Here is a 13,348-nt window from a genome sequence, read left to right as displayed (position 1 = left end):
AACCACCTGTTTAATCCACAGGCTTAAAGCACTTATCCAAGGGCCTCATTGGCACATGACCACAGACTTTTGAATCGCTGTACACGACGGAAATAAAGGGCTGCATAGATCTATCCACAGAAAAGTTGCTCAGTAGAAATAAACATAAAAACAAAGATCTTATAAATTTCTTTCTTTTTAATTTCTATTGTCAGTGATTCATCCACAGCTGGTTAAATTTTGTGCAAAGGGTTCTTTAGGAAGGGCTAAGTCCCTATACTTGCCGCCAAAGCTCTAAAACTCTTTCAACAATCAATTCCTGATTACCTACATAAGCAGGCACGAGGTGCGTGGTGGATTTCCCTTCCCGTTTTGAAGTGATCGTCATCGGCGGCGGTCATGCCGGTACCGAGGCAGCACTGGCGTCAGCACGCATGGGCGTAAAAACCCTGTTGCTCACGCATAACGTGGAAACCCTCGGTGCAATGAGTTGCAACCCCGCCATTGGTGGGATCGGCAAAAGCCATCTGGTCAAGGAAATCGACGCCCTTGGCGGCGTCATGGCCATGGCGACCGACAAAGGTGGTATTCAATTTCGCGTGCTCAACAGCCGCAAAGGCCCCGCCGTGCGTGCTACTCGGGCACAAGCCGACCGCATCCTGTACAAGGCTGCGGTACGTGAAACCCTGGAAAACCAACCGAACCTGTGGATATTTCAACAGGCAGCCGATGACCTGATCGTCGAACAAGACGTGGTGAAAGGTGTTGTCACCCAAATGGGTCTGCGTTTCTTCGCTGAATCCGTGGTGTTGACCACCGGTACGTTCCTTGGCGGACTTATCCACATCGGCATGCAAAATTATTCCGGTGGCCGAGCCGGTGATCCGCCGTCGATTGCTCTGGCAAAACGCCTGCGTGAATTGCCACTGCGTGTCGGTCGCCTGAAAACCGGGACCCCGCCGCGTATCGATGGGCGTTCTGTGGATTTCTCGATGATGACCGAGCAAGCCGGCGATACGCCGATCCCGGTGATGTCGTTCATGGGCTCCAAAGAGCAGCATCCAAAACAGGTGAGCTGCTGGATTACCCACACCAATGCCAGGACTCACGAGATCATTGCCGCGAACCTCGACCGTTCGCCAATGTATTCCGGCGTGATCGAAGGGATTGGCCCGCGTTATTGCCCGTCGATCGAAGACAAGATCCACCGCTTTGCCGACAAGGACAGTCACCAGGTCTTCATCGAGCCCGAAGGCTTGACCACTCATGAGCTGTACCCGAACGGGATTTCCACTTCCCTGCCGTTCGACGTGCAAATCCAGATCGTGCAATCGATTCGCGGCATGGAAAATGCGCACATCGTGCGCCCCGGTTATGCCATCGAGTACGACTACTTCGATCCGCGGGATCTGAAGTACAGCCTGGAAACCAAAGTGATCGGCGGGCTGTTCTTCGCCGGCCAAATCAACGGCACAACCGGTTACGAAGAGGCCGGCGCCCAAGGTTTGCTGGCCGGGACCAACGCGGCACTGCGTGCACAGGGCAAAGACAGCTGGTGCCCGCGCCGCGATGAAGCCTACATCGGCGTGTTGGTCGACGACCTGATTACCCTGGGTACCCAGGAACCGTATCGGATGTTTACGTCCCGCGCCGAATATCGCCTGATCCTGCGTGAAGACAATGCCGACTTGCGCTTGACCGAAAAAGGTCGCGAACTGGGTCTGGTCGATGACGCGCGCTGGGCAGCCTTCTGCAAAAAACGCGAAAGCATTGCACTGGAAGAGCAGCGCCTGAAAAGCACCTGGGTTCGCCCAGGCACTGAGCAGGGCGACGCAATTGCCGAAAAATTCGGCACGCCGCTGACCCACGAGTACAACTTGCTGAATCTGCTTTCCCGTCCGGAAATCGACTACGCTGGCTTGGTCGAAGTGACGGGGGGCGGCGCAGAAGATCCACAGGTCGCCGAGCAGGTCGAAATCAAGACCAAATATGCCGGTTACATTGATCGCCAGCAGGACGAGATTGCTCGACTGCGCGCCAGTGAAGACACCAAGTTGCCTGTGGATATCGACTACACCGGGATTTCCGGTCTATCGAAAGAAATTCAAAGCAAGCTGGGGATAACTCGACCAGAAACCCTGGGCCAGGCTTCACGTATCCCCGGCGTCACTCCGGCAGCCATTTCGCTGTTGATGATTCATTTGAAAAAACGCGGCGCGGGCCGTCAGTTGGAGCAAAGCGCTTGAGTTCGTTGGTCACCTCGCAACATGCCGAAGAGTTATCCACAGGTGCACGCCAGTTGGGCGTTGATCTGACCGCAGTCCAGCACGAGTTGCTGCTGGGCTATCTGGCCCTGTTGATCAAATGGAACAAGGCTTACAACCTTACCGCGGTGCGAAATCCCGACGAGATGGTGTCCCGGCATTTGCTCGACAGTCTGAGCGTGATGCCGTTTATCGAAAACGGTCGCTGGTTGGACGTGGGCAGTGGCGGCGGCATGCCGGGTATTCCCCTGGCCATCCTGTTTCCCGAGTCCCAAGTGACTTGCCTGGACAGCAACGGCAAGAAAACCCGCTTCCTGACCCAGGTCAAACTCGAACTCAAGCTGGATAACCTCCATGTTATCCACAGCCGTGTCGAAGAATTCACGCCTGAACTGCCTTTCAACGGAATTGTTTCCCGGGCGTTCAGCAGCATGGAGAACTTCAGCAACTGGACACGCCACCTGGGTGACCGCGATACCCGCTGGCTGGCAATGAAGGGCGTCCATCCAAGCGATGAGCTGTTAGCATTGCCGACAGACTTCCACCTCGATAGCGAACACGCCTTGGCCGTACCCGGTTGCCAAGGCCAACGCCATCTGCTGATACTGCGCCGCACGGCATGATTGGGAACACAAGCAAGAATGGCTAAGGTATTCGCGATAGCGAACCAGAAAGGTGGCGTGGGCAAAACCACCACCTGCATCAACCTCGCAGCATCCCTGGTCGCGACCAAGCGCCGGGTGCTGTTGATCGATCTCGATCCACAGGGCAACGCCACCATGGGTAGCGGTGTGGATAAACACGGCCTGGAAAACTCGGTCTACGACTTGCTGATCGGTGAGTGCGACCTGGCCCAGGCCATGCACTATTCCGAACACGGCGGTTATCAACTGCTGCCGGCCAACCGCGATTTGACCGCGGCGGAAGTGGTGCTGCTGGAAATGCAGATGAAAGAAAGCCGTCTGCGCAGCGCCTTGGCGCCGATCCGCGAGAACTACGATTACATCTTGATCGACTGCCCACCGTCGCTGTCGATGCTGACACTCAACGCGTTGGTGGCGGCCGATGGGGTGATTATCCCCATGCAGTGCGAGTACTACGCGCTGGAAGGTTTGAGCGACCTTGTGGATAACATCAAGCGGATCGCCGAGTTGCTCAACCCGAACCTGCAGATCGAAGGCTTGCTGCGCACCATGTTCGACCCGCGCCTGAGCCTGATGAACGATGTGTCGGCACAGCTCAAGGAACACTTCGGCGAGCAGCTTTACGACACCGTGATCCCGCGCAACATTCGTTTGGCCGAAGCGCCAAGCTATGGGATGCCCGCGTTGGCGTACGACAAATCGTCCCGTGGCGCCATTGCCTACCTGGCTCTGGCCGGCGAGATGGTTCGCCGCCAACGCCGCAACTCTCGCACCGCTGCAGCCCAGCCAACTTAAGGAATCCCCATGGCCGTCAAGAAACGAGGTCTCGGACGTGGACTGGATGCACTGTTGAGTGGTCCGACCGTCACATCGCTTGAAGAACAAGCGGTGCAGGCCGACGAGCGCGAGCTGCAGCACTTGCCCCTGGACCTGATCCAGCGCGGCAAATACCAGCCACGCCGGGACATGGATCCACAGGCGCTGGAAGAACTGGCCAACTCGATCAAGGCCCAGGGCGTGATGCAGCCGATCGTGGTGCGTCCGATTGGCGGCGGTCGTTTTGAAATTATTGCCGGTGAACGTCGCTGGCGTGCCAGCCAGCAGGCCGGCAAAGAAACCATCCCTGCGATGGTGCGTGATGTGCCGGATGAAACCGCCATCGCCATGGCGTTGATCGAGAACATCCAGCGTGAAGATCTCAATCCGGTCGAAGAGGCGATCGCATTGCAGCGTCTGCAGCAGGAATTCCAGTTGACCCAGCAACAAGTGGCCGACGCGGTGGGCAAATCCCGCGTCACCGTGTCCAACTTGCTGCGCCTGATCGCATTGCCGGAAGTCATCAAGACCATGTTGTCCCATGGCGATCTGGAAATGGGTCATGCCCGTGCTTTGCTCGGGTTGCCGGAAAATCAACAAGTTGAAGGGGCGCGACACGTTGTCGCACGAGGGCTCACCGTTCGTCAGACTGAAGCGCTGGTTCGCCAGTGGCTCAGTGGCAAACCTGCACCGGTCGAAACCGCCAAACCTGATCCGGATATCGCGCGTCTTGAGCAACGCCTGGCCGAACGCCTGGGCTCTGCGGTGCAGATTCGCCACGGCAAGAAGGGCAAAGGCCAATTGGTGATCGGATATAATTCCCTCGATGAGCTTCAGGGCGTCCTTGCCCACATCCGCTGAAACATTTGCTTATGTAGCGCGTGATCGGAAATCACTACCCGGCAGTTGAATAGGGGCAGAACCGCCCCTATACTCTGCGCGCATTTTGTCGGCACAAATTATGCCAAGTTATTGATTTCCGGCAGCCGACCATTGAGGAGCAAGAGTGATGGAAACCCGCACGCCAAACACGTTGCCGTTCCATCGCTTGGCCGTTTTTCCGGTTTTATTGGCTCAATTTGTCATCTTGCTGATCGCCGCATTGGCGCTTTGGTACTGGCATGGAGTCGTAGCCGGATATTCAGGACTCTGCGGAGGCCTGATAGCCTTGCTGCCCAATATGTATTTTGCTCACAGGGCCTTTCGGTTTTCCGGCGCCCGAGCAGCCCAGGCTATCGTCCGGTCTTTTTATGCTGGCGAGGCAGGGAAACTGATTTTGACGGCAGTGCTGTTTGCACTGACCTTTGCAGGTGTGAAGCCATTGGCGCCGCTGGCTGTATTCGGCGTCTTCGTGTTGACCCAACTGGTCAGCTGGTTCGCTCCCCTGCTAATGAAAACAAGACTTTCGAAACCTTAGGGCGTTTGAGGCAACCATGGCAGAAACAACCGCTTCGGGCTATATCCAGCACCACTTGCAGAACCTGACCTTCGGTCAGCTTCCCAACGGCGGCTGGGGCTTTGCCCACTCCGCAGCAGAAGCCAAAGAAATGGGCTTCTGGGCTTTCCACCTGGACACTCTGGGTTGGTCGGTCGCACTGGGTCTGATCTTCGTCCTGATTTTCCGCATGGCGGCAAAGAAGGCGACTTCGGGTCAGCCAGGTGCTTTGCAGAACTTCGTTGAAGTATTGGTCGAATTCGTCGATGGCAGCGTGAAAGACAGCTTCCATGGCCGTAGCCCGGTGATTGCACCGCTGGCGCTGACCATATTCGTCTGGGTGTTCCTGATGAACGCTGTCGACCTGATCCCGGTTGACTGGATTCCTCAGTTGGCCATGGCGATTTCCGGCGATCCGCACATTCCATTCCGTGCCGTATCGACCACTGACCCTAACGCTACCCTGGGCATGGCCCTGTCGGTATTTGCGTTGATCATTTTCTACAGCATCAAGATCAAGGGCATCGGCGGCTTCATCGGCGAACTGACCCTGCACCCGTTCGGCAGCAAGAACATCTTCGTTCAAGCCCTGCTGATCCCGGTGAACTTCCTGCTGGAATTCGTGACCCTGATCGCCAAGCCGATTTCCCTGGCTCTGCGACTGTTCGGCAACATGTATGCCGGCGAGCTGGTGTTCATTCTGATCGCTGTGATGTTCGGCAGCGGCCTGCTCTGGCTTAGCGGCCTGGGCATTGTTCTGCAGTGGGCGTGGGCTGTGTTCCACATCCTGATCATCACCCTGCAGGCCTTCATCTTCATGATGCTGACCATCGTCTACCTGTCGATGGCGCACGAAGAGAACCATTAAGACCAGTCTCGACTAGTCTGATGTCCTTCCCGGTGAAACGGGAAGGTGGCCCAACAGGGCTATGAAACGATTTGTTTTACCGCTTTAAAATCTAAAAAACCTAAACCATACGACGTAAAAGTCGGGAGGAAAGATGGAAACTGTAGTTGGTCTAACCGCTATCGCTGTTGCACTGTTGATCGGCCTGGGCGCCCTGGGTACTGCCATTGGTTTCGGCCTGCTGGGCGGCAAGTTCCTGGAAGGCGCAGCGCGTCAGCCAGAAATGGTTCCAATGCTGCAAGTTAAAATGTTCATCGTCGCCGGCCTGCTCGACGCCGTGACCATGATCGGTGTTGGTATCGCTCTGTTCTTCACCTTCGCGAACCCTTTCGTTGGTCAACTCGCCGGTTAATCACTCGTCTTTTCGAGTGATTGGTGTGTTGTGCAACGAATGAGCGAGGTATTGGCGTGAACATTAATGCAACCATTATTGGTCAGTCCTTAGCGTTCTTGATTTTTGTCGTTTTCTGCATGAAGTTCGTATGGCCTCCGGTCATCGCAGCTCTGCACGAACGTCAGAAGAAGATCGCGGATGGACTGGACGCTGCAGCACGAGCAGCTCGCGACCTGGAGTTGGCCCAAGATAAAGCGGGTCAACAACTGCGCGAAGCGAAAGCTCAAGCAGCCGAAATCATTGAGCAAGCCAAGAAACGCGGTAACCAGATCGTTGAAGAGGCTGTTGAAAAAGCCCGTATCGACGCTGACCGTGTGAAGGTTCAGGCTCAGGCCGAGATCGAGCAGGAACTGAACGGTGTCAAAGACGCGCTGCGTGCCCAACTGGGTGCTCTGGCCGTTGGCGGTGCTGAGAAGATCCTGGGTGCCACAATCGATCAAAACGCGCACGCGGAGCTGGTTAACAAACTGGCTGCTGAAATTTAAGCGAGGGCGATCATGGCAGAATTGACCACGTTGGCCCGACCTTACGCTAAGGCAGCCTTCGAGCACGCCCAGGCCCACCAGCAGCTGGCCTCTTGGTCAGCCATGCTCGGCCTGGCTGCAGCAGTGTCGCAAGACGACACCATGCAGCGCGTGCTCAAGGCCCCGCGACTGACGAGCGCAGACAAGGCCGCCACTTTTATTGAAGTGTGCGGCGACAAGTTTGATGTGAAGGCACAGAACTTCATCAACGTCATTGCCGAAAACGACCGTCTCCTGCTTCTGCCGGAGATTGCCGCTCTGTTCGACCTGTACAAGGCCGAGCAAGAGAAATCGGTAGACGTTGAAGTGACCAGTGCTTTTGCATTGAACCAAGAACAGCAAGACAAACTCGCCAAGGTTCTCAGTGCACGACTCGACCGGGAAGTGCGCCTGCAAGTTGCGGAAGACCCATCCCTCATTGGGGGTGTTGTCATTCGCGCCGGCGACCTGGTTATCGATGGCTCGATTCGCGGCAAACTCGCGAATCTTGCCGAAGCATTGAAATCTTGAGTTTGAAGGGGCAGCAGAGCAATGCAGCAACTCAATCCTTCCGAAATAAGTGAAATTATCAAGGGCCGCATCGACAAGCTCGATGTGACCTCCCAAGCCCGTAACGAAGGCACTGTCGTCAGCGTATCTGACGGCATCGTGCGGATTCACGGTCTGGCCGACGTAATGTACGGCGAGATGATCGAGTTTCCGGGCGGCGTCTACGGTATGGCCCTCAACCTGGAGCAAGACTCCGTAGGTGCCGTTGTATTGGGCGCGTACACCAGTCTGGCTGAAGGCATGAGCGCCAAGTGCACAGGCCGCATCCTGGAAGTTCCGGTTGGTAAGGAACTGCTGGGTCGCGTAGTCGACGCACTGGGTAACCCTGTTGACGGCAAAGGTCCACTGGGCAACACCGAGACCGACGCGGTCGAGAAAGTTGCTCCGGGCGTGATCTGGCGTAAGTCGGTAGACCAGCCTGTACAGACTGGCTACAAGGCTGTCGATGCCATGATTCCTGTCGGCCGTGGCCAGCGTGAGCTGATCATCGGTGACCGTCAGATCGGTAAAACCGCTCTGGCAATCGACGCGATCATCAACCAGAAGAACAGCGGCATTTTCTGCGTCTACGTAGCTATTGGTCAGAAACAATCGACCATCGCCAACGTGGTTCGCAAGCTGGAAGAAAACGGCGCCCTGGCCAACACGATCATCGTGGCTGCCAGTGCTTCGGAATCTCCTGCGCTGCAATTCCTGGCACCGTACTCCGGTTGCACCATGGGTGAATTCTTCCGCGACCGCGGTGAAGACGCGCTGATCGTTTATGACGATCTGTCCAAGCAGGCAGTGGCTTATCGCCAAATCTCCCTGCTGCTGCGCCGTCCACCAGGCCGTGAAGCTTACCCAGGCGACGTGTTCTATCTCCACTCCCGTCTGCTGGAGCGCGCATCCCGCGTTTCGGAAGAGTACGTAGAGAAGTTCACCAACGGCGCAGTGACCGGCAAAACCGGTTCCCTGACCGCACTGCCGATCATCGAAACCCAGGCTGGCGACGTTTCCGCGTTCGTTCCGACCAACGTGATTTCCATCACCGACGGTCAGATCTTCCTGGAATCGGCCATGTTCAACTCGGGCATCCGTCCTGCAGTGAACGCCGGTGTTTCGGTATCCCGTGTGGGTGGTGCCGCTCAGACCAAGATCATCAAGAAGCTCTCCGGTGGTATCCGTACCGCTCTGGCTCAGTACCGTGAACTGGCGGCATTCGCCCAGTTCGCTTCTGACCTGGACGAAGCGACCCGTAAGCAACTTGAGCATGGTCAGCGCGTTACCGAGCTGATGAAGCAGAAGCAATACGCCCCAATGTCGATCGCTGACATGGCGTTGTCGCTGTATGCCGCTGAGCGTGGGTTCCTGACCGACGTTGAAATCGCCAAGGTCGGCAGCTTTGAACAAGCGCTGATTGCTTACTTCAACCGCGATCACGCCGAATTGATGGCGAAGATCAACGTGAAGGGTGACTTCAATGACGATATCGACGCTGGCATGAAAGCCGGTATCGAGAAGTTCAAGGCCACCCAAACCTGGTAAGCCGCAGCGGGAGCCGCAAGGCTCCCGCTTGCTAACCTGATAGGTGTTACATGGCAGGCGCAAAAGAGATTCGCAGTAAGATTGCGAGCATCAAAAGCACGCAAAAAATTACCAGCGCCATGGAAAAAGTGGCGGTCAGCAAAATGCGCAAGGCACAAATGCGCATGGCTGCTAGCCGTCCTTATGCGGAGCGTATCCGCCAGGTAATTGGGCATCTGGCCAACGCCAACCCGGAATACCGCCACCCGTTCATGATCGACCGCGAAGTTAAGCGTGTGGGTTATGTGGTAGTGAGCAGTGACCGTGGTTTGTGCGGTGGTTTGAATACCAACCTGTTCAAGGCCCTGGTCAAGGACATGGCGGTAAACCGCGAAAACGGCGTCGAGATCGATCTGTGTGTCGTTGGTAGCAAGGGTGCGGCCTTTTTCCGCAACTTCGGCGGTAACGTCGTTGCAGCTATCAGCCACCTGGGTGAAGAGCCGTCGATCAATGATTTGATCGGCAGTGTGAAGGTGATGCTGGATGCGTACCTGGAAGGCCGGATTGACCGCCTGTCCGTGGTATCCAACAAGTTCATCAACACCATGACCCAGCAGCCAACCGTGGAGCAATTGATTCCACTGGTGGCGACTCCGGATCAGGAACTCAAGCACCACTGGGACTACCTCTACGAACCAGACGCCAAAGAGCTGCTTGACGGCTTGATGGTGCGCTACGTGGAGTCGCAGGTGTACCAGGCGGTGGTCGAGAACAACGCAGCTGAACAAGCGGCGCGGATGATCGCGATGAAAAACGCTACCGATAACGCCGGTGATCTGATCAGCGATTTGCAGCTGATCTACAACAAGGCGCGTCAGGCTGCGATCACCCAAGAGATCTCGGAAATCGTCGGCGGCGCTGCCGCGGTTTAACGGTTCAAATATTCAGAGGATCCAGCTATGAGTAGCGGACGTATCGTTCAAATCATCGGCGCCGTTATCGACGTGGAATTTCCACGCGACAGCGTACCGAGCATCTACAACGCGCTGAAAGTACAAGGCGCGGAAACTACTCTGGAAGTTCAGCAGCAGCTGGGCGACGGTGTAGTTCGTACCATTGCGATGGGTTCCACCGAAGGCTTGAAGCGCGGTCTGGACGTTATCGACTCTGGCGCTGCCATTTCCGTACCGGTCGGTAAAGCGACCCTGGGCCGGATCATGGACGTACTGGGCAACCCGATTGACGAAGCGGGTCCGATCGACACCGAAGAGCGTTGGGGCATTCACCGTCCAGCACCTTCGTTCGCGGAACAAGCTGGTGGCAACGACCTGCTGGAAACCGGCATCAAGGTTATCGACCTGGTTTGCCCGTTCGCCAAAGGCGGTAAAGTCGGTCTGTTCGGTGGTGCCGGTGTAGGCAAGACCGTAAACATGATGGAACTGATCCGTAACATCGCCATCGAGCACAGCGGTTATTCCGTGTTCGCCGGTGTGGGTGAGCGTACCCGTGAGGGTAACGACTTCTACCACGAGATGAAGGACTCCAACGTTCTGGACAAAGTGGCACTGGTTTACGGTCAGATGAACGAGCCGCCGGGTAACCGTCTGCGCGTAGCACTGACTGGCCTGACCATGGCCGAGAAGTTCCGTGACGAAGGTAACGACGTTCTGCTGTTCGTCGACAACATCTACCGTTACACCTTGGCCGGTACTGAAGTATCCGCACTGCTGGGCCGTATGCCTTCTGCAGTAGGTTACCAGCCGACCCTGGCTGAAGAGATGGGTGTTCTGCAAGAACGTATCACTTCGACCAAGGAAGGTTCGATCACTTCGATCCAAGCGGTATACGTACCTGCGGATGACTTGACCGACCCGTCGCCAGCGACCACCTTCGCCCACTTGGACGCCACCGTCGTTCTGTCCCGTGACATCGCTTCCCTGGGTATCTACCCAGCGGTCGATCCACTGGACTCGACTTCGCGCCAGCTGGACCCGAACGTGATCGGCCAGGAGCACTACGACACCGCTCGCGGCGTTCAGTACGTGCTGCAGCGTTACAAAGAACTGAAGGACATCATTGCGATCCTGGGTATGGACGAGCTGTCGGAAGCCGACAAGCAGTTGGTAAACCGTGCTCGTAAGATCCAGCGCTTCTTGTCGCAGCCGTTCTTCGTGGCTGAAGTCTTCACCGGTGCTTCGGGTAAATACGTTTCCCTGAAAGACACCATTGCTGGCTTCAAAGGCATCCTCAACGGTGACTACGACCACCTGCCAGAACAAGCGTTCTACATGGTCGGCGGCATCGAAGAAGCGATCGAGAAAGCCAAGAAACTGTAATCCAGGCGCCCGGAAACGGGCGCTCATCAGGTTGAGGCAATCAGATGGCTATGACAGTCCATTGCGATATCGTCAGCGCGGAAGGGGAAATCTTCTCCGGTCTGGTAGAAATGGTGATTGCACACGGCGAACTCGGTGACCTGGGTATTGCCATGGGCCACGCGCCGTTGATCACCAGCTTGAAGCCAGGTCCGATCACTCTGACCAAGCAAGGCGGGGAACGTGAGGTGTTTTACATCTCCGGTGGTTTCCTTGAGGTTCAGCCGAACATGGTCAAGGTACTTGCCGACACTGTGCAACGTGCTGGCGACCTGGATGAAGCCTCCGCTCAGGAAGCCGTCAAGGCTGCCGAGAAGGCCCTGAACGAAAAGGGTGCGGACTTCGACTACAGCGCTGCTGCTGTACGTCTGGCCGAGGCTGCAGCCCAGCTGCGCACGCTCCAGCAGATCCGCAAGAAGTAAGCGGCCTAGCCGCAATGCTTCAAGCGCGATTGATTAAAAAGGGTAGCCTCGGCTACCCTTTTTCTTTTTTAGCAAAACACTTCTCTGGTCTGAACCCGGACCGCCCAGGATTGGTAGCCATTCATGTCTCTTGAAATCGTCATTCTCGCCGCAGGCCAGGGCACCCGCATGCGTTCAGCCCTGCCCAAGGTGCTGCACCCGGTGGCCGGCAACTCCATGCTTGGCCATGTTATCCACAGCGCCCGGCAGTTGGACCCGCAACGCATCCACGTGGTGATCGGCCACGGTGCCGATGCCGTGCGTGAGCGCCTGGCCGCGGACGACCTGAATTTCGTATTGCAGGACAAGCAACTGGGCACCGGCCACGCCACCGCGCAAGCCGTACCGTTCATCACCGCCGATACGGTACTGATCCTCTATGGCGACGTGCCGCTGATCGAAGTGGAAACCCTGCAACGCCTGCTCAAGCACGTAGTGCCTGGCCAGATGGGCCTGCTCACCGTTGAACTGGACGACCCCACCGGCTACGGGCGCATCGTGCGCAATGCTGACGGCAAGGTCGCCGCCATCGTTGAACACAAGGACGCCAGCGAAGCCCAACGCGCCATCACCGAAGGCAATACCGGGATTCTCGCCGTCCCTGCGAACAAGCTTGCTGACTGGATGAGCCGCCTGTCCAACAACAACGCCCAGGGCGAGTACTACCTCACCGACGTCATCGAGATGGCCGTGAGTGATGGCCTGCTGGTCGCCACCGAACAGCCCCACGACCCGATGGAAGTGCAGGGCGCCAACGACCGCAAGCAGCTTGCAGAGCTTGAGCGTCACTATCAATTGCGCGAAGGCCGTCGCCTGATGGCGCTCGGCGTAACCCTGCGTGATCCGGCTCGCTTTGACGTGCGCGGTGAAGTGACTGTGGGCCGAGATGTGCTGATCGACATCAACGTGATCCTGGAAGGTCGCGTAATCATCGAAGACGACGTGGTGATTGGCCCGAACTGTGTGATCAAGGACAGCACCTTGCGTAAAGGCGTGGTGGTCAAGGCCAACAGTCATATCGACGGTGCCGTGATGGGCGAGGGCAGCGACGCCGGCCCGTTTGCACGGTTGCGTCCGGGTACCGTGATGGGCGCCAGGGCGCATGTCGGCAATTTCGTCGAACTGAAAAACGCGAAAATGGGCGACGACGCAAAGGCCGGCCACCTTGCTTACCTGGGTGATACGGTGATCGGTGCTCGCAGCAACATTGGCGCCGGCGCGATCACCTGCAACTACGATGGCGCCAACAAGTACCAGACGACGATTGGTGAGGACGTATTCATCGGCTCGAATAATTCGCTGATTGCACCTGTGACAATCGGCGATGGTTCGAACACTGCCGCGGGCTCAACCATCAACCAGGATGTGGATAAGTCCCAATTGGCCGTAGCACGCGCCCGCCAACGCAATATCGACGGCTGGAAACGCCCGGTCAAAATCAAAAAGACCTGAGTTATCCACATCCCCAGGTAACTTAGCTCCAATGTGGGAGGG

Annotated in this window: 14 protein-coding genes; all 14 read left to right on the top strand. The window is 56.8% G+C overall.

Going from position 1 to position 13,348, the window contains the following annotated elements:
* Positions 1–332 precede the first annotated feature (332 nt).
* The 14 genes from mnmG to glmU all read left to right on the top strand — a co-directional run bounded on the left by mnmG (position 333) and on the right by glmU (position 13,306).
* Positions 333–2,225, top strand: a complete 1,893-nt coding sequence (gene mnmG / locus EJD88_RS25480; protein ID WP_099586248.1) for a tRNA uridine-5-carboxymethylaminomethyl(34) synthesis enzyme MnmG — start codon at positions 333–335, stop codon at positions 2,223–2,225.
* A complete protein-coding gene (gene rsmG / locus EJD88_RS25475; RefSeq protein ID WP_150674558.1) occupies positions 2,222–2,866 on the top strand; it encodes a 16S rRNA (guanine(527)-N(7))-methyltransferase RsmG in 645 nt (214 codons plus the stop codon). Before mnmG ends, rsmG begins: the two co-directional genes overlap by 4 nt.
* A gap of 18 nt (positions 2,867–2,884) precedes the next feature.
* Positions 2,885–3,682 carry a ParA family protein gene (locus tag EJD88_RS25470; RefSeq protein ID WP_032885161.1) on the top strand — a complete coding sequence of 266 codons (798 nt, stop codon included), beginning with the start codon at positions 2,885–2,887 and terminating at the stop codon, positions 3,680–3,682.
* Between the two features lie 9 nt (positions 3,683–3,691).
* The gene (locus EJD88_RS25465) at positions 3,692–4,564 is read left to right on the top strand and encodes a ParB/RepB/Spo0J family partition protein (protein ID WP_017135124.1); all 873 of its coding nucleotides are present in this window, start codon (positions 3,692–3,694) and stop codon (positions 4,562–4,564) included.
* A 148-nt stretch (positions 4,565–4,712) separates the two neighbouring features.
* On the top strand, positions 4,713–5,120 hold the full coding sequence (locus EJD88_RS25460) for a F0F1 ATP synthase subunit I (RefSeq protein WP_010565865.1): 408 nt from the start codon (positions 4,713–4,715) through the stop codon (positions 5,118–5,120).
* Positions 5,121–5,136: 16 nt separating this feature from the next.
* Entirely contained in the window at positions 5,137–6,006 is an 870-nt protein-coding gene (gene atpB, locus EJD88_RS25455) for a F0F1 ATP synthase subunit A (protein WP_017736231.1), read from the top strand.
* Positions 6,007–6,139: 133 nt separating this feature from the next.
* Complete coding sequence (gene atpE / locus EJD88_RS25450; RefSeq protein ID WP_002555987.1) at positions 6,140–6,397, top strand: F0F1 ATP synthase subunit C; 258 nt, start codon at positions 6,140–6,142, stop codon at positions 6,395–6,397.
* Between the two features lie 56 nt (positions 6,398–6,453).
* Positions 6,454–6,924, top strand: coding sequence for a F0F1 ATP synthase subunit B (locus EJD88_RS25445; protein ID WP_008439543.1), 471 nt, complete (start codon positions 6,454–6,456; stop codon positions 6,922–6,924).
* Positions 6,925–6,936: 12 nt separating this feature from the next.
* The gene (locus tag EJD88_RS25440; RefSeq protein WP_017528669.1) at positions 6,937–7,473 is read left to right on the top strand and encodes a F0F1 ATP synthase subunit delta; all 537 of its coding nucleotides are present in this window, start codon (positions 6,937–6,939) and stop codon (positions 7,471–7,473) included.
* A gap of 21 nt (positions 7,474–7,494) precedes the next feature.
* Positions 7,495–9,039 carry a F0F1 ATP synthase subunit alpha gene (gene atpA, locus EJD88_RS25435; protein WP_003177064.1) on the top strand — a complete coding sequence of 515 codons (1,545 nt, stop codon included), beginning with the start codon at positions 7,495–7,497 and terminating at the stop codon, positions 9,037–9,039.
* A gap of 50 nt (positions 9,040–9,089) precedes the next feature.
* Positions 9,090–9,950, top strand: a complete 861-nt coding sequence (atpG, locus tag EJD88_RS25430; protein ID WP_010565870.1) for a F0F1 ATP synthase subunit gamma — start codon at positions 9,090–9,092, stop codon at positions 9,948–9,950.
* A gap of 27 nt (positions 9,951–9,977) precedes the next feature.
* The gene (gene atpD / locus EJD88_RS25425) at positions 9,978–11,354 is read left to right on the top strand and encodes a F0F1 ATP synthase subunit beta (RefSeq protein ID WP_003177062.1); all 1,377 of its coding nucleotides are present in this window, start codon (positions 9,978–9,980) and stop codon (positions 11,352–11,354) included.
* Positions 11,355–11,398: 44 nt separating this feature from the next.
* Positions 11,399–11,815, top strand: a complete 417-nt coding sequence (locus EJD88_RS25420; protein ID WP_032885166.1) for a F0F1 ATP synthase subunit epsilon — start codon at positions 11,399–11,401, stop codon at positions 11,813–11,815.
* 123 nt (positions 11,816–11,938) lie between these two features.
* Positions 11,939–13,306, top strand: a complete 1,368-nt coding sequence (gene glmU, locus EJD88_RS25415; protein ID WP_158879278.1) for a bifunctional UDP-N-acetylglucosamine diphosphorylase/glucosamine-1-phosphate N-acetyltransferase GlmU — start codon at positions 11,939–11,941, stop codon at positions 13,304–13,306.
* Positions 13,307–13,348 lie beyond the last annotated feature (42 nt).

It is taken from the genome of Pseudomonas sp. PB105, from assembly GCF_009764655.1.
In the GTDB taxonomy this organism is placed as follows: Bacteria; Pseudomonadota; Gammaproteobacteria; order Pseudomonadales; family Pseudomonadaceae; genus Aquipseudomonas; species Aquipseudomonas cyclaminis.
The sequence above is the reverse complement of the archived record's forward strand: the minus strand, read 5'-3'. Positions and strand labels throughout refer to the sequence as shown.

Bases quoted from the DNA above. Each gene is read 5' to 3' on its own strand.
- EJD88_RS25470 (WP_032885161.1), top strand. From the start codon at position 2,885: ATGGCTAAGGTATTCGCGATAGCGAACCAGAAAGGTGGCGTGGGCAAA.
- EJD88_RS25465 (WP_017135124.1), top strand. From the start codon at position 3,692: ATGGCCGTCAAGAAACGAGGTCTCGGACGTGGACTGGATGCACTGTTG.
- EJD88_RS25460 (WP_010565865.1), top strand. From the start codon at position 4,713: ATGGAAACCCGCACGCCAAACACGTTGCCGTTCCATCGCTTGGCCGTT.
- atpB (WP_017736231.1), top strand. From the start codon at position 5,137: ATGGCAGAAACAACCGCTTCGGGCTATATCCAGCACCACTTGCAGAAC.
- atpE (WP_002555987.1), top strand. From the start codon at position 6,140: ATGGAAACTGTAGTTGGTCTAACCGCTATCGCTGTTGCACTGTTGATC.
- EJD88_RS25440 (WP_017528669.1), top strand. From the start codon at position 6,937: ATGGCAGAATTGACCACGTTGGCCCGACCTTACGCTAAGGCAGCCTTC.
- atpA (WP_003177064.1), top strand. From the start codon at position 7,495: ATGCAGCAACTCAATCCTTCCGAAATAAGTGAAATTATCAAGGGCCGC.
- atpG (WP_010565870.1), top strand. From the start codon at position 9,090: ATGGCAGGCGCAAAAGAGATTCGCAGTAAGATTGCGAGCATCAAAAGC.
- atpD (WP_003177062.1), top strand. From the start codon at position 9,978: ATGAGTAGCGGACGTATCGTTCAAATCATCGGCGCCGTTATCGACGTG.
- EJD88_RS25420 (WP_032885166.1), top strand. From the start codon at position 11,399: ATGGCTATGACAGTCCATTGCGATATCGTCAGCGCGGAAGGGGAAATC.
- glmU (WP_158879278.1), top strand. From the start codon at position 11,939: ATGTCTCTTGAAATCGTCATTCTCGCCGCAGGCCAGGGCACCCGCATG.